The organism is Bergeyella cardium, assembly GCF_009914665.1.
In the GTDB taxonomy this organism is placed as follows: Bacteria; Bacteroidota; Bacteroidia; order Flavobacteriales; family Weeksellaceae; genus Bergeyella_A; species Bergeyella_A cardium.
In genome coordinates this window covers 1639159-1661134 of sequence record NZ_CP029149.1, presented here as the reverse complement: position 1 = coordinate 1661134, position 21976 = coordinate 1639159, and the positions used below count along the sequence as shown (strand labels likewise).

Sequence of the window (21976 nt, the reverse complement as noted above, 5' to 3'; positions counted from 1 at the left end):
GTTTAATGCCGTTTTCTCGGGTAGAAGAATGGAAAACTTCCCCCTCAAACTGCGGGCAAAGATAATCATTTTAGCCATAGACTAAGGCGGAGAAAGGTTTTATTTAAAATCTCTTCCGCAGGTCTTGCGCAGTTCTGAAATGCTCATCGGAAGGCTTCCGTAGGTCTTGCGCAAACTGAAACGCATCTCGGAAGTACTTCCGTGCAATGGCGCAAACTGCGCAAGACCAAAGAACAAATGATTCCATCATTTTATTGAATATTTCGCAAAAAAGAAGACGAAAATATATCAAATCCTAAAATAAACAATTTCTGAGAACCTGCGAAAAGCGATAAACCCAATAAGAACTGTTTTTCAGCGGGATTGATACTTTAAACCCGCTTTAAATAAAGAGATGTTAGTAAAAATTAATCCCCATTTTTTCTGTATACGAAACTTATTTTACATATTTGTAGCCGAATTTTAATAAAAACAAATAATGGGACTAAGTAATATTTTCAAGGCTTTCCAACCCAAAGACAAGGTGTTCTTCGTACTTTTTGATAAAGTAGCCCAAAACCTCGTAGAGATGTCTAAATTCTTCCACGAAGGGATATTGGAATTTGACCAAAATAATGAGATTTTCCTCCAAAAAATCAGCGATTTTGAACATAAAAATGACGACCTCACGCATCAGATTTTCGTAGAGCTCGGGCAGAATTTCATCACACCGTTTGACAGGGAAGATATCTCTATGCTCAGCAATAGTATGGACGATATTGCCGACTATATGTATGCCTCCGCGAAGTACCTCTTCCTCTACAAAACCCCTGAGACGAAGGAATACGCGGAGTTTTCTTTGCTGATATACAAGGCGTGCCTGGAAATTCAGAACGCGGTAAAAAACCTTAAAGACTTCAAAAACCCCGCAGGAGTAAAGGAGTCTTGCATCAAAATAAACTCCTACGAGAACCTTGCCGATGATGTGCTGAGCAAAGCATTGGTAAACCTCTTTGAAACCAACGACCCTATACGGGTGATAAAAGTAAATTCGGTGCTGGACTACTTAGAAGGCGTAACCGACAAGGCGGAAGATGTAGCCAATATTTTGGAGAATATCATCATTAAATACGCATAGGAAATGGATTTACCCGTATTACTGGTCGTCATCATCGTTCTCGCCCTGTTGTTTGATTACATCAATGGCTTCCACGATGCAGCAAACTCAATCGCCACGGTGGTTTCTACCAAAGTTCTCTCGCCTTTCCAAGCCGTAGTATGGGCAGCACTTTGGAACTTCGCCGCCTTTTTCATCGCCTACTACATCATCGGTGAGTTTAAAATCGGAAATACGATTGCCAAGACGGTAAACGAAAATTTCATCACCCTTGAAGTGATTTTCAGTGGGCTTATCGCCGCGATATTCTGGAACTTGCTCACCTGGTGGTTTGGGATTCCTTCCTCTTCTTCGCACACGCTTATCGGTGGTTTTCTCGGTGCCGCACTTATGCACGCCTTTATTTTGGACTACAACGAGATAGTACAGGCACAGCCAGACCTTAACCTGTGGGACAGCATCTCTGCTACGATGGACAAAGTGAGCCAGCAGAGCGTAGTGAAGTACAGCAAAGTAATCCCAATCTTTCTGTTTATCTTTATGGCTCCCGTGCTGGGTGCTTTTATCTCGATTATCATTACTTCTATTATCATTTATATTTCAAAAAATTCAAACCCACACAAGGCGGAGAAAATTTTCAAAAAATGCCAGCTGGCTTCCTCTGCGCTGCTCAGCTTAGGGCACGGGCTAAACGACGCCCAAAAGGTAATGGGGATTATAGGTGCAGCGGTCATCTACCACCATTTGAACATTAATGATGTAGCCTATATCGATGCTCCCGACAGGTTTAAATACTTCGCCGAGCACTACACTTGGGTACCGATTACATCGTTTATCGCAATAGGACTCGGAACGATGAGCGGCGGATGGAAAATCGTAAAAACAATGGGTACGAAAATCACAAAAGTAACCCCGTTAGAGGGTGTAAGCTCCGAAACGGCGGGGTCTATCACCCTGTTCTTAACCGACCATTTTGGTATTCCAGTTTCTACTACGCATACTATCACTGGGTCTATTATAGGGGTGGGGCTCACTAAGAGGGTCTCCGCAGTGCAGTGGGGAATTACCGTAAGCCTCCTCTGGGCGTGGATTATGACGATACCCGTAAGCGCATTTATCGCTGGGCTTACCTACCTTCTCGGAAGAATGATTTTCTAAAACAATAGAACAAAGTCTCAAAGGCAAATAAGGATAAGAATTTCTCTTGTCCTTATTTTATTGCAACTAATTTTTATCTAAATTTGCCCATCAGATTATGGACAAAAACACGCAGAAAAACCAAACCAACACCTCAAAACAAGGTAAATTGCTCTCTAAACCAAGGATATTTTTTGGGATATCTTTTATCATATTTTCATTAATACTTGCGCTCTCTTTCATCTCTTATCTTAAAAACTGGAAAGCCGACCAAAGCCAAGCGGGTACTATGCTGGACAAGTCCATACAATCCTCCAACCTCTTTGGCAAAATGGGCGATTGGCTGGGGAATTTCTTCATCTTTCAAAGCATAGGAATTGCTGCCTTTATCATCGCTTTTCTGTTCTTCGTATTCGGGCTGATTATCCTCAAAAAGAAATACTTCAAACCTTGGAAAACCCTCGGGCATTCATTATTTTTCATCTGCTGGCTACCGATATTCACTGGAGCGATAAGCAAAGGACAAGGCGCAATAAGCGGCGTTTATGGCTATCAGATAATGGAATACCTCAATGCAATTATTGGGACTTTCGGGCTGTGGGTGGTGATTAGCAGTAGTATTTTGCTTTACTTTATTTTAGAATTTAACCTCCGCCCAGAAGCAATAAAAGCGAGATTTCATTCCATTAAAGACAAAGCGCAAAGCCTCCTCCCCTCCTTTGATGACGATGAAACCGAAGCAGAACCAATGGAGAACACAACCGATGACGATTTTGATAATATTACCGTAAGCAGCTCCACAGAGATTGAAATCAACACTCCACCAGAGATAAGTATAAGCCCTGAAATCAAGAGTGTAAAAGATTCACCTGCACCATTAGAAGAGAAAGCGAAGGACTCTACAGAGATAACTTTCAATTCGGAAGAGCTGATTCCAACTGCTCCTGCAAAGCCTCTGCCCTCACCTCACCCCCCCAAAAGCGAGCAGAATGATTTAGACTTTGAAATAGAAATAGCAAAACCCAAAGACGAAGACCTCACCGATATACAGCAGAAATCTAAACAATTAGTAGAAGAATACGGACTTTATGACCATAAATTAGAACTCCCAAACTTCCAATTTCCGAGCATTGATTTCTTGAAAAATTATGGTAATGAGGAAATCTCCATCAACAAAGAGGAGTTGGAAGAGAATAAAAACCGAATTGTAGGTCTCCTCCGAAACTTCAACATCGGGATTGCCCAGATAAAAGCAACGATTGGCCCTACCGTTACCCTCTACGAAATCGTTCCCGAAGCGGGCATCCGAGTATCTACCATTAAGAGATTACAAGATGATATCGCTTTAAATCTCTCGGCAGCAGGAATTCGTATCATAGCACCAATGCCTGGTAAAGGGACTATCGGGATAGAAGTTCCGAGACAAAAAACCTCTATGGTCTCTATGCGCAGTGTAATCGCCTCATCAAAGTTTGAAAACACTGATATGGAACTGCCTATCGTCTTTGGGAAAACCATTTCCAATGAAATCTTTATGGCAGACCTCGCCAAGATGCCACACCTCCTAATGGCAGGAGCTACTGGACAAGGAAAATCCGTAGGGATTAATGCCATACTCACCTCTCTGCTCTACAAAAAACATCCGAGCGAGCTTAAATTCGTAATGGTAGACCCAAAAAAAGTAGAACTCACCCTTTATTCCAAAATTGAAAGACACTATTTGGCAAAGCTCCCAGATGCAGAGGAAGCCATCATCACCGATACCAATAAAGTAATTAATACCCTCAACTCTCTCTGTATTGAGATGGATACTCGGTATGAGCTACTGAAATCCGCTTTCTGCCGAAATATAAAAGAGTATAATAAGAAATTCTCCGAACGCCAGCTGAACCCAGAGAACGGGCACAGATACCTGCCGTATATCGTCTTGGTAGTAGATGAATTTGCAGACCTTATAATGACCGCAGGAAAAGAAGTGGAGCACCCCATAGCCAGACTTGCGCAGCTCGCCAGAGCAGTGGGCATACACCTCATCGTAGCAACGCAAAGACCGTCAGTAAATGTTATCACAGGGATGATAAAAGCTAACTTCCCTGCTCGTGTGGCATTCAGGGTGATTTCAAGTGTGGATTCCCGAACGATTCTGGATTCGCCAGGGGCTGAGCAACTCGTAGGTAAAGGAGATATGCTCTTCTTCAATGGTAGCGAAATCCTAAGATTGCAATGCGCCTTTGTAGATACTCCAGAGGTAGAAAAAATTGCAGACTTCATCGGTGAGCAAAAAGGCTATCCCTCAGCATTCCTCCTTCCAGAATATACTTCTGAGGAAAATGGAAGCTCAGCAGGAGGCTTTGACCCAAATGAAAAAGATGCAATGTTTGAAGAAGCAGCAAGAATCATTGTCTCTACTCAGCAAGGCTCTACTTCTATGCTCCAAAGGCAACTGAAACTCGGGTACAACAGAGCAGGGCGGATTATGGATCAGCTGGAAGCATCAGGTATCGTAGGGAGCTTCAACGGTGCAAAGCCACGCGAAGTGCTCATCACCGATTTAAATACTCTGGAACAACATTTGGAGCAATTCAGAAAATAATTAAACAATTAAAACAAAATGAAAAAACTACTCAGACTTATCTGCATTATTACAAGTACTGCTTTCATCTATGCTCAGAAAGCAGATGCTAAATCTACCCAAATATTAGATGCCGTAGCTAAAAAATACAATGCAAATAAAAATACTTTCTTTAAATTCAGCTATGGGAGTGGGCAAAAAGGAAAAATAACCAAAACCGAAACAGGAACTTTCTACACTACCCCAACCCAACATAGGCTCAAAATAATGGGTATAGAGCAGATTTTTGACGGTAATAAAGTCTATAACATCAGCAGTGAAGACCAGGAAGTAACCATTGCAAAAGCCAATGGTAGCGAGATGATGTTCTCCCCTACCAACTACCTGAACTCCTATAAAAAGGAATATAACACTACCTACGCAGGCAAAAAGACCATAGAAGGTAAAAGCACCGAGCAGATAAAGCTAACACCGATTAAAAGCAATGGAATAAAGGAAGTGAATATCTATATAGATACCAAACAGAATCAAATTCTGAGGATAGACCAGACCTCTACCGATAATTCTTTTGCAAGGATTAGCATCCAAGAGTATAAGGCGAACCAAAACCTGAGCGCCGATACTTTCACCTTTAAAAAAGCAAATTACAAAAACTATATCATTACTGAGCTCTAAGGCTCCTCTTTCTGCCCTCTATGAAGATTCTCGATAGGTATATCATCAAGACTTTTTTCGGTCCTTTCCTTTTTATATTTAGCATTCTGGCATTCCTCTTCGTAGTGAATATCCTCTGGATACAGCTCAGCGAAATCGTGGGCAAAGGGCTTACCTATTTCGAAATTATGAAGTTTATGCTCTACGCTGGGGCTACCGTAGTGGCGATGGTGCTTCCGCTCACCATTCTTCTGGCGTCTATTATGGCATTTGGAGAGTTTGGTGAGCGCTACGAACTCGCTGCAATGAAGGCTGCGGGAATCTCTCTTGCACGGATTATGGCACCACTCTTCATCGTTAGCCTCATCCTTTCCGTCATATTATTTCTCTTTCAGAATAATATAAGCCCCTACTCTCAGCGCAAGGCCAAGAATATGATGTATAATATTACGACAGCTCGCCCTGCACTCAACTTTATCCCTGGGCATTTCATCAATCAAATCCCTGGGTATTCAATGAAGTTTGATAAAATCTATGGCGAAAACGGCGAGTATATCGAGGGAATTTTCATTCATAAAACCGCTGGGATGTATGACGACCAGCAGTCCATCATCGCTAAAAAAGGAGAGATTGTAAAGGCTAAGGAGAATAAAAATTACCTCAAACTCACCCTCTACAATGGGTATATCTTTGAAGATAAATTCAGAAATAAAACCGATTCCGAAAGGCTAAAACAGCCCAACCAGTCGATTAAGTTTGATACAATGGTATCCTATTTAGACATTACCGAGCTGGTAGATCAGGCTATGGAAAGGGAGCAGATTACCGAAGATTACAGGTTTAATTCCTACTTGGGCATTGATACCCTCATCGATAAAGGCAAGAAAAACGATGCCTCCACCTTTAAGGATTTGGGCACTACCCTCACCTCAAATGCAAATAACTATATAGAATACCTCGATAAAAAGGATTTTAAGGGCAAGAAAATAGAACCTCAATACAAGATAGATACCCTAAAAAAGGAGAAAAAAATAGAGGCGCTCCACGCAGCATATGACAAGATAAAATACCTGAAAGCTGAGCTTGCATTTAAGGAAGAACTCGCTATGGATGCAGTAAAAGAGCGAAATAAAATGATTCTCTACCAGCAGAGGATTCTCGCCTACTCCTGTACCTGTATTATTTTGTTTATGATTGGTGCCAGCCTCGGTTCTATCATTAGGAAAGGGGGGATGGGGCTCCCTGTCGTCATCTCCATTATCATTTACCTCATTCTACACACACTGAATATCTCCGTAGAAAACCTCACTTGGAAAGGTGAGCTAGACCCTTATGCTGCCGCGTGGATTCCTAATATCGTACTCTTTGGGTTCAGCATCTGGCTTTCCTACAAAGCACTGACGGACTCCCAAGTCTTCGATATCGAGAAGTACAAAGCCCTTATAAAACCCCTCATCAACCGCTTCTCAAAACCCAAAGAACACCGCCGATACCAATAGTTGGCTTCTAGCTTTTGGCTTCTGGCTATTAGCCAGCTACCCTTAGCAGGGCAGGCACAGCTACCAGCTGACACCGTAGCCGGTGAGGCAACCACAACTACCAGCTGACGGACTTAGCCACAGCGTGGCAGGCAATTCTATCCTATTCCCCTATGGGAATTTTAACATTTGGTACTAAGCTGCCCCGTCGTCATATGACGAGCCTTTCGCAAGGCAGGCAATTACCCCGTCGGCATATGACGACGCCTCCGAAAAGTAGTTATTTGTCCTGTCGGGGTATCCCGAACCCTTAGTAGGGTAGGCTTTTACCAATTAAAAAGACTGTCTTTATTGTAAGCTTTAGGCAGTAAGCCGTAAGCTGTTGGCTTTTAGTTAGTCTACTTATGGACTATTGCTTACTGCTTACCTCTGTAATATATTTGCAAATTAAAATTTCTTAGCAGATGGAAGACTACTTGAGAGGGCTTAATAAAAATCAATACGAAGCTGTAACTACCCTTAGTGGACCTCTAATGGTGCTGGCAGGGGCGGGGTCTGGGAAGACTCGTGTGCTCACAATGCGCATTGCCCACCTCATCACCAATGGGGTAGATCCTTTCAATATACTGGCGCTTACCTTTACCAATAAAGCTGCTCGAGAGATGAAAGATCGAATTGCCAAAGTAGTAGGCATTAGCGATGCTAAAAGCATTTGGATGGGAACCTTCCACTCAGTATTTGCAAGGATACTTAGAATAGAGGCTCATCACCTCGGCTTTCCATCCAACTTTACCATCTACGATACTCAGGACTCTCTCAATGTACTGAAAAAAGTCATCAAAGAAATGAATATAGATCCCGATTTCTATAAACCAAAGAAAGTACAGTCCAGAATATCCACCTATAAAAACAACCTCATTACAGTAAGGGCTTATTTCAATAATTCTGAGCTGATGGAAGCCGATGCACAAGCCAATATGAAACATATCGGTGAGATATATAAAAGGTATGTAGAGGCTTGTTTCAGAAATGGTGCTATGGACTTTGATGACCTCCTGCTCAGGACAAATGAATTGCTTACGAGGTTTCCCGAAGTACTCGCAAAGTATCAGGACAGGTTTCGATACATTCTCGTAGATGAGTACCAGGATACAAACCACTCGCAATACCTCATCGTAAAAGCTCTTGCCTCGAAGTTTGAAAACCTCTGCGTGGTGGGCGATGATGCCCAATCTATCTACTCCTTTCGAGGAGCAAATATTCAAAACATCCTCAACTTTAAAAAAGACTATCCCGATGCAATAACAGTATCTCTGGAGCAGAACTACCGATCTACACAAAATATAGTAGGAGCAGCAAATGCTATTATTTCCAAGAATATAGAGCAGTTCCCAAAAAATGTTTTTAGTGACAATGAAGTTGGTGATAAAATAAAAATATACCGCGCCCTCTCCGATGCTGATGAGGCAAACTTCGTAGCAACCAATATCTGGAACCTTCACAACCAAGAACAGAGACAGTATGGAGATTTCGCCATACTCTATAGAACCAACTCCCAAACCCGCGCTCTCGAAGATGCCCTGAGGAAGAAGAATATTCCCTATCGGGTATATGGCGGACTGTCTTTCTATCAAAGAAAAGAGGTGAAGGATTTAATAGCCTACCTCCGCCTTTTGGTGAATGAAAATGATAATGAGGCACTGCTAAGAATCATCAACTACCCAGGCAGAGGCATCGGAGAGACTACTCAGAATAAGCTCATCGTCTTTGCAGATTCTATTAATCAACCGCTCTCTCAAGTGCTGAACAAGCTCTCTCATTATGCTCCACAGCTCAAAATAAACAATACTACGCTAAATAAACTGGGAGATTTTTGGTCAATGATTCAAGCATTCCGAGTAATGCTAAAAACCGAAAATGCCTACACCGTAGCTATGGAAGTTGCCAAACGAAGCGGGCTCATCAAAACCCTGAAGGAAGACCAAACGCCAGAAGGCATCTCTCGAGTAGAAAATATCCAAGAGATAATGAATTCAATGCAAGGCTTCATAGACGAACAGCTTCAGTTAGAAGACGGCGATGCCTCGCTCTCCAATTTCTTGGAAAATATAGCCCTCTCTACCGATCAAGATAAAAAAGAAGACGATGATGAGGATAAAGTTTCCCTAATGACCATCCACCTCTCTAAAGGGTTGGAATTTCCTGTTGTGCATCTCGTAGGTTTAGAAGAAAATCTCTTTCCGAGTTTTCTCAGTACCTCTACACGGGAGGAATTAGAAGAAGAGCGCCGCCTATTCTATGTAGCCCTCACCAGAGCCGAGAAGCAGGCATTCTTCACCTACGCTATATCTCGTTTCCAGTGGGGAAAAATTACTGATTGCGAACCAAGCCGATTCATAAGCGAGGTAGATACTCGGTTTATAGACTTCATAAACCCCACTGTCGAGAGGAAAGTCATCAACCGCTCTGGCTTAAAATCTGATATTTTTGATGATACTCCACCCACTCCAAAAAGTTTTAAAAAGATTGAACCTAAGAAACCTCTTAACCTTAAAAAAGAAAGTCCTATGCCTGCGCCTAAGCGACTAAATCCTATTGCCAAAGCACAAATCAATAACCCATCAGGAGGCTCTACTCAAAATATTGAGGTAGGAGACCGAGTAAGGCACGACAGATTTGGCATAGGCGAAGTTCTCCTCCTTGACGGTACAGACCCTCAAAATATAAAAGCCAAAATCCTCTTCGAAGGAAATGATGAGAAAAACCTCCTCCTAAAATTTGCAAAACTTATAAAAATTAGCTAATAGCCAAAAGCCTACTGCTTACCACCTATTGACACTTAACAAAAAAATAAATACTTTTGCAGTCGTGTTATTCCCGAGAGAGCATATAAAACAAGTACAGAAGATACTGGCAATACTATTGCTAAGTATCTTTACATTTGCGAATTATGGAATAAACTATACTGATTTACATCATCATCACGAGGAGGAATTAGAGTATAAGTACGATCACCACAAAGGTGCATTTCAGGCAAAGGAAGACTGTATTATCTGTAATTTCCACTTCCTGCAATATACACCTTTACTCGCGGAGTATATTAACATAAAAAATCATACAGAGCACAAGTTTATTCCTGTGCCTGAATACTATTGTTCAAACTATTTCTCAGAATTTCAGTTTCTGATTCAGCAAAGGGGGCCTCCCATTGCATAAAATCTTTTGCACAACTATTCAATGCTTTAATATAATAAGCCTAAGTTGTGTTATTCCTTATTTTCAAAGTCTTACAATAATTATTAACCAGTAAATGACTTCCATTCTACGGCTAAAAGTTTCCCTATACAGAGGATAACTAAGAGCCTACAGCACTGTGAGCACTATCATTTCTCTCAGATGGAAGCTATATCTAATGAAAAACAATAAAGTCTTATTAGCAGGACTATTCCTTTGTAGTGGAATAGCTTATGCCCAGATTAAAACGAGGAATATCGATTCCATAACTATAAAAAAATCGCTTATTTTCCACAGACCCCACATCTATTCAGAGCTAAGTAAGAAAGATTTAGAGAAAAGCAGCGGTGATAACCTTGCTAATGCTCTGAAAAGTATCTCTGGCATTACAATGCTCCAAAACGGAGGTAATATTTCAAAACCTGTTATACAAGGATTAACCAATCAACGCATTGCGATAATGAATAATGATGTAAAAATTGAAAGCCAGCAGTGGGGGAATGACCATTCACCCGAGATAGACCCGTTCCTCGCCCATCATATAGAGGTCGTCAAGGGTGCAGAAGCCGTAAAATACGGTGCTAATGCCCTTGGTGGCGTAGTGCTCCTTAGAAGCGAAGCTTTACCTTACGATGGTAAGGCTATCGGTGGCAAGGCTCAGCTTACAGGCGAGTCCAACGGAGAAAAATGGGCGGGCAACCTGATGCTACAAGGGAATTTCAATAAGAAAAACCCTATTGCTTGGCGTATTCAGTCGAGTGGTAAGAGGGCGGGCAACTATCAAACTCCAGATTACTATGTAGAGAATACTGGAATTCGAGAGCTCAATTATTCTGCAAACATCGGATATCAGTTACCACACGAGAAATTCGAGATTTTCCACAGTTTCTTCTCTACTAAGCTCGGGATTTTCCAAGGTTCAAGAATTGGAAGTATGAGTGACTGGGATATCAGGTTAGAATACGGCAGACCACTCGATAAAGGAAGCTTTTCCTACGATATTAACCTCCCTAAACAAGAAGTAAAACACCAGATTACCAAGCTAAAAATAGAAAGCGACAGAAATTTTGGCAAGTTCAGCTTCATTTATGCCTATCAAAGAAACCATAGGCAGGAATACGACCTTCGGATAGGGCCCTTCGCCTCCAAACCTACCTTTGATGTCCAGCTAAGCACACATACAGCATCATTAGATTTTGAAAAGGAGCATAATGAATACTTCAAAAACTATATAGGCGTTACGGGCTCTAGGCAGGACAACTATAACATCCCTGGCAATGGTACCAACTCCATCTTGCCCAACTTCATCTCCAATAATTTTGGAGTTTACCTCTCCGAAAAGTTCAAGAAAGGCTCTTGGATATTAGATGCAGGCATTCGATATGACTATAAAACCTTTAATGCTGCCGGCTACAACCGCTATGGAGCTTACTACTCTGGTGAGCGAACTTTTAGCAATCTCAGTTATAACTTTGGAGTGAATAAAAGTTTCAGTCGCAGCCTCTCAATAACCTCAAACATCGGTTTAGCATGGCGCGCACCCGAAGCGATAGAGCTCTTCAGCAACGGAGTACATCACGGGAGTGCTTTCTATCTCTTAGGAGATGAAAAACTCAACCTTGAAAAAGGCATAAAATGGAGTTCTAAAATAGAATATGCTAACGAGAGGCTCTTTATTTCAGCAGATATCTTCCTACAAAAGATTAAAGGCTTTATCTACGAAATGCCCACAAAAGAACTCAAAGAAACTTGGAGCGGATACTTCCCTGTCTTTGCCTACAAGCAGTCTGATGCCCTTTTCAAGGGTGCAGACCTCAGTATAAAGCTCAAAGCGCTCTCTTGGTTAGAATATTCGGCAAAAGCCTCTGCTGTATATGCTGACAACCTTTCGGAGGACTATTATTTTCCCTCCATTTCACCAGAGAATCTCTCTCAGTCCTTAAATTTCAACTTATCGAAACTCACAGGACTAAGTGGTGCCTATATCAGTATAGAACATCTCTGGGCAAATAAACAAAAGAGGTTCAGTAAAGAGGCTGATCTCATCCCAGACTCTCCACCAGCATACCATTTACTCAACCTTTCGCTAGGCACAAATATCAGTATCAATACAAAAAATGATATGAGTATGTCCCTTACTGCAACCAATCTCCTGAATCATCTGTATAAGGATTATACGGACAATTTCAGATATTTTGTGCACGGCGTTGGCAGAAATATTCAGTTTCGAATTAATTATAATTTCTAAAATTTTAAACTATTATACAATGAAAAAAAACATTCAAAAAATCATCACATTCGCCCTCTCGGCGATCATCGCATTCAGCCTTATCTCTTGCAACAGAGACAATGAGCAGCCCGCTCCTCCTACAAACGAGCACGAAGAAAAAGGGCACGATAGCTGGGCAAAAGTAGAAATCATCGTACACGAAGGGCATCTTCATGGGAAGCTTTTTCACGGAAATGGACTTTTAATAGATGTCCCTATTCTTCCTAAAAAGCAATTCATTACCTATGAAATTGATAAAAACGGATACATCAAAACTACCCGTGAGGATATGAGGGTTACCCGCGACGGAAAAGATAAAAACGGAAAAGATAAATACAAATTCTACCGAGTAAAAAAAGACGATAACGCTCCAATAGTCGTTACCACAGGTGAACCGGACCTCAATGGTGAGCCAAGAGCAACCCGATACGCTATGGAAATCATCTATTACAACAGTAAAGGAGAGCGTATGAACAGCCAATTCCTCACCCCCGAGATGCTAGACATCCACCAACACTTTTTTACGGTTAAGCAATACTCTAATTGGGTTACTGGTGAGAACTTTGGTGATGGTAAAAAGTTTATTACAGACCTTTACAGCTACACCTATCGAGATACAGATCCAGAAAATGGAATGTTTAATGTTACAAAAGGTACTAAACTCACCAATGATCCTATAGGACTCAAAGGTTACTTCTTCTTCAAGAAAAATCTGGCTAAATTCAATATGACAGTACAACTCCGTCATCTTTATGTATCCAAATACAATCAGGATGGGACAACCTCTCCAGCCAATGAGCCCCATAAAAGGCTGCTAACTTCTGGAACTACTGATTTTCTTAAAGATATCCCTTTCATTGTAGTTGGATATAACGATGGTGAAGATCAATTCTTCAAAAGCCTAGCTAAATATTACAATATAACTCCTCAAAAGGTTGTGGAATATATCTTGGAAGCCGATCAAGCAGGAGAAACAGAAGGAGATCCTATCAACAGTTTCTATATGTAAACCTTTCATATTATTAACTATCAAAGGAAAACTGCAATGAAATTTATCATTGCAGTTTTTTATTTGTTTCACATAGCACAAAAGCATTTACTCCATTACTATAAAATAATACACACATCAGATACCCCCAATTTATCTACTTATCTCTTCCATAAATAACTTCCCCAGCACAACTAAAAAGGAAAAAACTATCTTTGCCCATATTTTTTTATTAGAAATGGTTATAACTTTTGCAGATTTCAATCTTTCAGATAAAATCTTAGACGCGCTTGCCGATCTCAACCTCTTTGAACCCACTTTAATCCAGCAGAAAACCTTCAGCCCCATACTTTCAGGGAGGGATGTGATGGGGATAGCCCAAACAGGCACTGGGAAAACCCTCGCCTACCTACTTCCAGTCCTCAAAAACTGGTCGTACAGCAAAAGTGGCAATCCAACGGTACTCATCCTCGTCCCGACCCGCGAGCTCGTCGTTCAGATCACCGAAATCCTCGATCGGCTCACCCAAAACCTCAGCACGAGGGTCATCGGCGTTTATGGGGGGAAGAATATCAATACTCAGAAGCTCCTTTTTAATGATGGATGCGACATCCTCGTCGGCACGCCAGGCAGAGTGATGGATCTGGCAATCGATAACGCCATTTCGCTCAAGGAAATCAAAAAACTTATCATCGATGAGTTCGATGAAATGCTCAATCTCGGCTTCCGACCACAGCTTACCCACATTTTTGAGATGATGAGGGCGAGAAGGCAGAACATCCTCTTCTCCGCGACTATGACCGAAGCCGTCGATGAAATGCTCCACGAGTATTTTGCCTCTCCCGTAGAGATTTCGCTGGCAAAATCAGGCACTCCGATTGAGAAAATCGAGCAAACGGGCATCAAAGTAGAGAACTTTAATACCAAAATCAACCTTCTGGAATACCTCCTCAGCACAAATCCAGAGATGAGCAAGGTTCTCATTTTCAATAACAATAAGAAAAATGCCGACTACCTCTTCACAAAGCTCAGCGAACGCTTTCCAAACACCTTTGATGTCATCCATTCCAATAAATCCCAGAATTATCGCCTCCGTGCAATGAAAAAATTTGAAGATGAAGAAATCCGAGGGCTTATTACAACCGATATAATGGCTCGCGGGCTCGATATATCAGACATCACCGATGTTATCAACTTCGAAGTCCCTGAAATCCCCGAGCAATACATCCACAGAATCGGTCGTACAGGTCGCGCCGATAAAAATGGAAGGGCTCTCACATTCATTACACAGAAAGAAGAGCTTCCCCTTCTCAGCATCGAGCTCTTGATGGATAAAGAACTCACCCTCCTCCCCTTCCCTGAAGATTTTGTAGCTATAAATCCTAAAAAAATAGCCTCCGAGAAAGAAGAGGTGAAGATGAAAAACCCTGTAAAACTCAAAATCAACGAAGGTGGAGGAGCCTTCCACGAAAAGAAAGCAAAAAACAAGAAAATCAACCTTGGAGGACCAAGCAAAAGAAAACCTCCAAAGAAATATGGAGCCAACAGAGCTCAGCAGAAAGCAAAATCCATCTCAAAGCGCAAGAAATAACACAAAAAAAAACAGCTGATAGTTCAGCTGTTTTCCTTTTCTATTTCCCGAGATAAGACTTCAGTATCTTACTCCTCGAATTATGTTTCAATCTCTTGATTGCTTTCTCCTTAATCTGTCTTACCCTCTCCCTCGTAAGGTCAAAAGTCTCTCCGATTTCCTCTAATGTCATCGGGTTTTTACCATTAAGCCCGAAATAGAGTCTTACCAAATCTGCCTCTCTTGGTGTTAAGGTTTGAAGCGCTCTCTCTATCTCTATTTGAAGGGATTCGAGCATCAAATCCTTATCAGGACTTGGCGACTCACCTGAGCGGAGCACATCATACAAATTAGAATCTTCCCCCTCCACAAGCGGAGCATCCATCGAAAGGTGTCTTCCACTGTTCTTCATCGATTCTTTAATATCATCTTCGCTCATATCGAGTACTTCTGCCAATTCCTCTGGCGAAGGCGGTCTTTCGTTCTCTTGTTCAAGTAGCGCATACGCCTTATTAATCTTATTAATAGAACCTATCTTATTCAGCGGAAGCCTTACAATCCTTGATTGCTCTGCCAATGCCTGCAAAATGGACTGACGAATCCACCAAACAGCATAAGAGATAAATTTAAATCCTCTGGTTTCATCATATCTTTTAGCCGCTTTCATCAAACCGAGATTCCCCTCATTAATAAGGTCTGGAAGAGAAAGTCCCTGATTTTGGTACTGCTTGGAAACAGAAACTACGAAACGCAAATTGGCTTTAATCAATTTTTCCAAAGCTACTCTATCTCCTGCACGGATTTTCTGAGCGAGTTCTACCTCTTCATCTGCAGTAATTAGCTCTACTTTACCAATCTCTTGGAGGTACTTATCAAGCGATGCTGTTTCCCTGTTGGTAACCTGTTTTGTAATTTTTAGTTGTCTCATCTTATATTTGGATAACCCTTTTTATGGACTACAATTACTTATACGAAAAAGCCTGAGAAAAGGTTACAAAAACTTTAATAAAAATAAGTCTTCCAAAAATTTGGAAGACTTATTCAATGTACTATGATGAAAATATAAATTATCTTTTTGTTCGTGGCTTATCAGAGTTCTTAGCATCTTGTGCCACACGGAAACCAATCCAGCCATAGCCTTTGGTTTCTTTTCGGAATCTTCTTTGTCCTGGGTCTAACCAATAAGCAGTATCTTTCCAAGAGCCTCCTTTTACTACACGAATTTCATCACTAATCTGAGATGTTCTCTTCACGCGATCTTTCTCCATAATAACATTTCCATTAGCGTCTATATGGAATCTTTTTCTTGGGGAGTTATACATATTATAACCCGCAGATACACTGTCTGCCCCTCTACCATAGCCTGCTTCTAAGGAAGACATAAAATCTCCATCTCTGAAGTTTCTATAATCCGCAACGGTTTGTCTCTCATACTGACCTGGAAGTCCTTTATAAATTAGCCTACCATCGGCTAAGGTATCATAAGCAATCTTATCCTGTAAAACGATTCGGCTTGTACCATCAGGATTTTTTACTACCTGCTTTGGAGCATTACCTCGGAAGTAGTTGAAGTCATTAGCCTCATCATCTATAATAGGTCTGTATACATCGGCAGTCCATTCTGCGACATTCCCATACATACCATAGATTCCTAAATCATTAGATTGATAATGTCTTACATCAGAAGTAATGGCAGAACCATCATTTTTCCAACCAGAAACTCCAGAGTAATCTCCTCTACCGTATTTAAAATTCTCGAGGAACATTCCTCTATTCCTGCCTTTTGCTCCTCTCAGATCCTCAATCTTGGCTCTTTTACCTAAGTAAAGGTTATATTCCCTGTCTTTCTGAAGTCCTAATGCTGCAAATTCCCATTCTACCTCAGTAGGAAGTCTGAATTTTTCTACAACACCAGCAGCTGCATTTCTATTAGCAGCAAGTAATCTTTGGCTGTTGGTATTGATTCCCGTAGTCTTCTGCAATCTTTGGGTATTGAGGTACGCCTGCATCTCTGGATCATTTGCCTTATACTTATCCAATGTAAATGCAGAAACTCCCATATTATTACTCTCATTAGAATAGAGATCCTTGGAAATAACTCCTTGGTTCATCAGCTCTTTCTCATTAGCTCTATCAGTAAGCCAATCACAATACCTTGATGCCTGAAGCCAAGAAACCCCTACAACAGGGTAATAATCATACTCAGGAGATCTGAAATAGGTCTCTGCAAGCTCGTTTCTGGAAAGCTGGTTTACCCAAACCGTAGTATCTGGAAGTGCTCCATTATAAATATCTCTAAAGCCAGGGTCAGCGGGTGGGAATACATATTTAAGCCAAGTAACATAAGAACGATAATCGTAATTTGTAGTCTCGGTCTCACCAATAAAGAAAGAACTTACCTGCATTCTTCTTGGAGTATTGTTCCAATCGTGCATTACATCGTCTTTAACGGCTCCCATAGTAAAGGTTCCCCCCTCTACATAGATCATTCCTGGCCAGCCTTTTTGCTTTTGTTGTTTGCCAGAGAAGAACCAACCTTCCTTTTCGTTTGGTTTCCAGCCCGACTGGCTTGTGAATTTTTTAGTACCTCCCCCTTTTTTAGTGCTATTGCCTCCACAACTTACAAGAAGTAAGGCAGAACCAAGTACCAAAAAAGAAATATTTTTTATTCTTTTCATAATCTTTGATATTATACAAAAATTTCAGGTCACAAAGAAAATATAATTGAATGAATTATTCAAATAATGTCCATATTTTTTGTGTTCTCTATAGGATTTCTTTTGATTTAAAAATAATGAAGAGTCTAAAGATTTTTGGGATTTAATTCTCCTTAATATGTTTTATTTTTTCTACTTAGCCTCTTGATTTTTCCCACTGTATATTTCTTTTCTTCTGCAGATTTTCAAATTTTTCGTAATACTACTTTCAATTAAACCCAAGTAGATAGTATCTCTCCAAAAAATACATTAGCTAAACGAGGGGAAATTATTTTTATTGTACCATATCATTTTTTTATTTTTTTCGTTTATTTTGTAGCTTGAAAATTTCAGTATGAAAAAAACTACGATCTGTATATCTTTATTATTTGGTTTTTCAGCGTATCTGCACGGACAGAAAGTAAATCTGAACTGGCAGGGAACCGAGACTGTAGATTATGGATTTACAAAAATGACCTACCCTAAATTTAGCAATAAAGGCTACTCTGTAGAAGGTGGAAGTGTTTATGTGAGTCTGAGAAACAGCTCAAATGGAAAAGGTGTAAAAATTGACAACCTGCAATGGAAAACCATAAGCAGAAAAGACATTTTAGATATTCCTGATGATATTTTGGGCAGTGAAGCAACAGAAGGAGTAAGTTACTACACTGATCCAAAGACAGGGCAGGAGTTTTATGATGCAAAAATATCGGCATTTAAGAAAGAAGGCGGTGTTTTATACCAGCTTCAATCCTTTGAAATAGTAGATGATGTACGTACTGGAGCATTGGCAGGAAAATCATTAGCACAAAAACTTGGAACTACCGAAAACCCTCTAAATAATGGAACTTTCTACAAAATAAAAGTAGATAAATCTGGACTTTTCAAAATTGATAAAAAATTCCTCTCAGATAACGGAATTAATGTTGGGAACATCAATCCAAAACACTTTAAAATTTATGGAAATGGTGGGATAATGCTCCCAGAACACAACGAAGATGAACGATTTTCTTCACTTCAAGAACTCGCAATACAGGTAATAGGAGAAGATGATGGTGTTTGGAACGATGGAGACTATGCTCTGTTTTATGCTCAAGGCACCGATGGATATAATCTGTACGGGACATTTGGAAATGGAAATAAAAGGAAAGACAGCAGAACCGACCGCTCCGCACACACCAAAAATATTTATGACGACTACTCCTACTACTTCATTAATTTTGATAATGGAGTTGAAGGAAAGAGAATCCAAAATAGTGATATAGCTATTAGTGGAACTACTTTTACCCGCTTTGATGATTATCAGTTCGTAGATAATGACAAGTATAACCTGATGAAAGTAGGACGGGTTTGGGTAGATGACCATTTCAGTACAAAAAAATCCATTACCTTTAATCTGCGCTCAACAATACAGCCAAGTGATGAGATTACCTACAGGACTTCTGTAGTCAATTATAATGGAGGAAGAAATTCCTTTAAAATAGATATTAATAATACCAATGAGAGGAGCTCTGGCTCACTTCCTGAAAGAGAGTTTTACAAAAAAACAGATGAAAGAACCATAAAAAACCTCTCTGGAAATAGCATCACAATAAATATTACTCCAAATATCTCTGCCAATCCGAATGGATTGCTTTACTTTGACTATGCAGAAGTAACCTATAAAGAAGGCTTAAAATTCAATGGCTCACAGATGAATTTCAGGGTTTTTGATATAGATGAAAAGACGAATGATAACTATGGTTTCTCTATCTCCGATGCTTCTCAGATAGAACAGGTTTGGGATGTTTCTGATATTACCAATGCAAAAAGAAAGATAAATAAATCTGGAAATAATACAACTTTCTCCTTCGGATATAATGCAGGAAATCCGTTTTTCAATAACGAATTTATAGCATTTAAAAGCGATTCGGCATATACGCCTTCATTTGTTGGAAGAATTGCCAATCAAGATTTGCACTCGCTTCAAAACATAGATTACCTCATCATTACCAGAGCAGATATGATGGCTCAAGGAGAGAGAATCGCTCAATATTATAGAGACAAAAAAGGCTTTAGCACCCAAGTAGTAGATATCGAGAAAATCTACAATGAATTTAGCAGCGGAAAGGTAGATATAACTGCCGTGAGGGACTTTATTACAAGGCTCCATAAGGAAAGAGGGGGCGTGAAATATGTACTCATCATTGGAGATACCAGCTACGACTATAAAAACAAAACTAAAGGTAATGATAATATAATCCCAAGCTATCAGAGCGAAATCAGCAGTAATTACAGTTCATCTTTCGTTACCGATGATTATTTCGTGATGACCGCTCCACAAGGTAAAAATACCTCCATAACCAATAACATCCCCGAAATTCCTATCGGAAGGTTAATTGCCTCTAATGTATCCGAAGCAAAACTCTTGGTAGATAAAACCTTGGCTTATTATAATGCACTACCAGGTCAGTCCTCCCCCTTTGGAGATTGGAAAATGAAACTCGACTTTATAGTAGATGATAATAACGAAGGAGGTCCTGCCTTCCACGAAATCGTAGATGAATCCATAAAAACCAATTTTGAAACCAGTACCGAAAGAAAAGAATACAATGTAAGAAAGTTGTATATAGATGCTTTTCAAGCGGAAACAGTAGCAGGAGGACAGAGATATCCACAAGTAAATCAAGCAATAGCTAATGATGTAGGACATAGCCTCTATCTCTTCTACTTTGGGCATGGAGGTATTAACGGCTGGGCACAGGAGAGAATCTTAACCTCTGATGAAGTAAAAAACTTTAATAACTACTCGTCTATTTACAGCCGATTCCCTTTCATCTCTACCATTACCTGTGAATTTACACTCTGGGACGAACCTCTGGTAAATTCTGTAGGTGAGCAAATCATCAAGCATCCTAATGGTGGTGCTGCCAATATGATTACTTCCAGCCGAGCAATTGGTGTACATTATGGTTCTGAATTAACCAAGATATTCACCAATCATATCTTCAAAATAACGAATAATAACTTCGATACTCTTGGAGATGCTTTCCTCGCTGCAAGAAAGGAAAAAGGAGTAAGCTACGACCATTTAAAAGTAAATCTACTCGGAGACCCTGCAATGACGCTTAGCCGACCAAAACAAAAGCTGAGCATAGACAATATAGAAACCCCAGAAAATGGAAAAATCAGAGCATTGGATTTCGTGAAAATCTCCGGTAGAGTGCTTGATGATTCGGGGAATACAGATGCCAACTTCAATGGAAAAGTAAGCATCAGCATATTTGATAAAAAGGTAACCAAAGAAACCAAAAATAATGATGGTAACCTCGGTGTAATGCAATATACTGAGGAAAATCCAGCCATAGTAAAAACCTCTGGAAAAGTAGCTAATGGGCTCTATACCGCCGAATTTTATATGCCAAAAGATATTAACTACACCTTAGGTGAAGGCAGAATTTTAGCCTATGCAGACAACTTCGAATCTGCAAAAGGCAATGCGTATGATGTATATGAGAATAAAGCCTACCCAATAGGAGAAATCAACCCGAACCCAATCAATGACTCTACTCCACCAGCCGTAAAACTGTATATGAACAATACCAACTTTGCTGACGGGGGAATTACCCATCAGAACCCTACCCTACTCGCCTGCATTACCGATAATATAGGCATCAACTCCGCAGGTAGCGGTATTGGGCACGACATCAGTCTTGTGCTCGATGGGCAGGTAGTCAATACCGTAGTACTAAACGATTTCTACACTGCGGGCGAAGGCAATGGCTGTATCAATCCTTCTCTTGCCGACTATCAGAAGGGCAGTATCTCCTACCCTCTTCGCAATCTAAAACCTGGTGCTCATCAGCTTACATTCAAGGTCTGGGATATAAACAATAATTCCACTACTACCTCGTTAAACTTCGTAGTAAAAGATGATGCAGAGGCTAATTTGACCATCAATAGACCTCTCAACTGGCCAAATCCTTTTACGGATAAAACCTATATACAATTTGAACACAATTGCGATGACATCCTCGATGTCAATGTTCAGATATACACTATTACAGGGAAGCTGGTCAGAACATTTTCTACTACAATAAGTGCCGAACCATTCAGAGAAGGCTTCCGAACGCCTAAACAGGCAATAGAATGGGACGGAACGGATGATTTCGGAGATACTGTAGCCAAGGGAACTTACATCTTTAAAGTCCTAGCTAAAAGTAAAAATCAAGATAAATGTAAAGGAACAGCATCTGCCATAGAAAAGATGGTACTGCTGAAATAAAACAGATTATAATAATTA

Annotated in this window: 14 protein-coding genes; 11 read left to right on the top strand and 3 right to left on the bottom strand. The window is 40.4% G+C overall.

All coding sequences use genetic code 11. From position 1 onward, the window contains the following. Positions 1-103: 103 nt before the first annotated feature. On the bottom strand, positions 104-250 hold the full coding sequence (locus DBX24_RS07625) for a hypothetical protein (protein WP_160224479.1): 147 nt from the start codon (positions 248-250) through the stop codon (positions 104-106). A gap of 228 nt (positions 251-478) precedes the next feature. Here DBX24_RS07625 and DBX24_RS07620 point away from each other — a divergent pair, with 228 nt between their 5' ends. The 10 genes from DBX24_RS07620 to DBX24_RS07575 all read left to right on the top strand — a co-directional run bounded on the left by DBX24_RS07620 (position 479) and on the right by DBX24_RS07575 (position 15019). Beyond that, positions 479-1117 (top strand): DUF47 domain-containing protein, encoded by a 639-nt coding sequence (locus tag DBX24_RS07620; protein ID WP_160224478.1) that lies wholly within the window; start codon positions 479-481, stop codon positions 1115-1117. Positions 1118-1120: 3 nt separating this feature from the next. Beyond that, a complete protein-coding gene (locus tag DBX24_RS07615) occupies positions 1121-2254 on the top strand; it encodes an inorganic phosphate transporter (protein ID WP_160224477.1) in 1134 nt (377 codons plus the stop codon). Between the two features lie 97 nt (positions 2255-2351). Next, positions 2352-4826 (top strand): FtsK/SpoIIIE family DNA translocase, encoded by a 2475-nt coding sequence (locus DBX24_RS07610; RefSeq protein ID WP_160224476.1) that lies wholly within the window; start codon positions 2352-2354, stop codon positions 4824-4826. Between the two features lie 18 nt (positions 4827-4844). Further along, positions 4845-5480, top strand: a complete 636-nt coding sequence (gene lolA1 / locus DBX24_RS07605; protein WP_160224475.1) for an outer membrane lipoprotein periplasmic chaperone LolA1 — start codon at positions 4845-4847, stop codon at positions 5478-5480. A 20-nt stretch (positions 5481-5500) separates the two neighbouring features. Next, positions 5501-6958, top strand: a complete 1458-nt coding sequence (locus DBX24_RS07600) for an LptF/LptG family permease (RefSeq protein WP_160224474.1) — start codon at positions 5501-5503, stop codon at positions 6956-6958. Between the two features lie 443 nt (positions 6959-7401). Further along, entirely contained in the window at positions 7402-9741 is a 2340-nt protein-coding gene (locus DBX24_RS07595) for an ATP-dependent helicase (protein ID WP_160224473.1), read from the top strand. A 28-nt stretch (positions 9742-9769) separates the two neighbouring features. Beyond that, positions 9770-10153, top strand: coding sequence for a hypothetical protein (locus tag DBX24_RS07590; RefSeq protein WP_221411191.1), 384 nt, complete (start codon positions 9770-9772; stop codon positions 10151-10153). A gap of 196 nt (positions 10154-10349) precedes the next feature. Then, positions 10350-12419 (top strand): TonB-dependent receptor, encoded by a 2070-nt coding sequence (locus tag DBX24_RS07585; protein ID WP_120489231.1) that lies wholly within the window; start codon positions 10350-10352, stop codon positions 12417-12419. Positions 12420-12438: 19 nt separating this feature from the next. Next, a complete protein-coding gene (locus DBX24_RS07580) occupies positions 12439-13449 on the top strand; it encodes a hypothetical protein (RefSeq protein ID WP_160224471.1) in 1011 nt (336 codons plus the stop codon). Positions 13450-13666: 217 nt separating this feature from the next. Next, positions 13667-15019, top strand: coding sequence for a DEAD/DEAH box helicase (locus tag DBX24_RS07575; protein ID WP_160224470.1), 1353 nt, complete (start codon positions 13667-13669; stop codon positions 15017-15019). Between the two features lie 40 nt (positions 15020-15059). On the opposite strand, the gene DBX24_RS07570 is transcribed toward DBX24_RS07575, so the two are convergent. Both DBX24_RS07570 and gldJ read right to left on the bottom strand, forming a co-directional pair. Continuing rightward, entirely contained in the window at positions 15060-15926 is an 867-nt protein-coding gene (locus DBX24_RS07570) for a sigma-70 family RNA polymerase sigma factor (RefSeq protein WP_120489234.1), read from the bottom strand. Between the two features lie 139 nt (positions 15927-16065). Continuing rightward, positions 16066-17676 (bottom strand): gliding motility lipoprotein GldJ, encoded by a 1611-nt coding sequence (gldJ, locus tag DBX24_RS07565; RefSeq protein WP_120489235.1) that lies wholly within the window; start codon positions 17674-17676, stop codon positions 16066-16068. A gap of 373 nt (positions 17677-18049) precedes the next feature. On the opposite strand from gldJ, the gene porU reads away from it, so the two are divergent. Beyond that, the gene (gene porU, locus DBX24_RS07560) at positions 18050-21958 is read left to right on the top strand and encodes a type IX secretion system sortase PorU (protein ID WP_160224469.1); all 3909 of its coding nucleotides are present in this window, start codon (positions 18050-18052) and stop codon (positions 21956-21958) included. Positions 21959-21976: the final 18 nt, after the last annotated feature.

Coding starts and splice junctions, on each gene's coding strand:
- lolA1 (WP_160224475.1), top strand. CDS start 4,845: ATGAAAAAACTACTCAGACTTATCTGCATTATTACAAGTACTGCTTTC.
- DBX24_RS07585 (WP_120489231.1), top strand. CDS start 10,350: ATGAAAAACAATAAAGTCTTATTAGCAGGACTATTCCTTTGTAGTGGA.
- porU (WP_160224469.1), top strand. CDS start 18,050: ATGAAAAAAACTACGATCTGTATATCTTTATTATTTGGTTTTTCAGCG.
- DBX24_RS07570 (WP_120489234.1), bottom strand. CDS start 15,926: ATGAGACAACTAAAAATTACAAAACAGGTTACCAACAGGGAAACAGCA.
- DBX24_RS07620 (WP_160224478.1), top strand. CDS start 479: ATGGGACTAAGTAATATTTTCAAGGCTTTCCAACCCAAAGACAAGGTG.
- DBX24_RS07600 (WP_160224474.1), top strand. CDS start 5,501: ATGAAGATTCTCGATAGGTATATCATCAAGACTTTTTTCGGTCCTTTC.
- DBX24_RS07615 (WP_160224477.1), top strand. CDS start 1,121: ATGGATTTACCCGTATTACTGGTCGTCATCATCGTTCTCGCCCTGTTG.
- DBX24_RS07575 (WP_160224470.1), top strand. CDS start 13,667: ATGGTTATAACTTTTGCAGATTTCAATCTTTCAGATAAAATCTTAGAC.
- DBX24_RS07595 (WP_160224473.1), top strand. CDS start 7,402: ATGGAAGACTACTTGAGAGGGCTTAATAAAAATCAATACGAAGCTGTA.
- DBX24_RS07610 (WP_160224476.1), top strand. CDS start 2,352: ATGGACAAAAACACGCAGAAAAACCAAACCAACACCTCAAAACAAGGT.
- gldJ (WP_120489235.1), bottom strand. CDS start 17,676: ATGAAAAGAATAAAAAATATTTCTTTTTTGGTACTTGGTTCTGCCTTA.
- DBX24_RS07580 (WP_160224471.1), top strand. CDS start 12,439: ATGAAAAAAAACATTCAAAAAATCATCACATTCGCCCTCTCGGCGATC.
- DBX24_RS07625 (WP_160224479.1), bottom strand. CDS start 250: ATGATGGAATCATTTGTTCTTTGGTCTTGCGCAGTTTGCGCCATTGCA.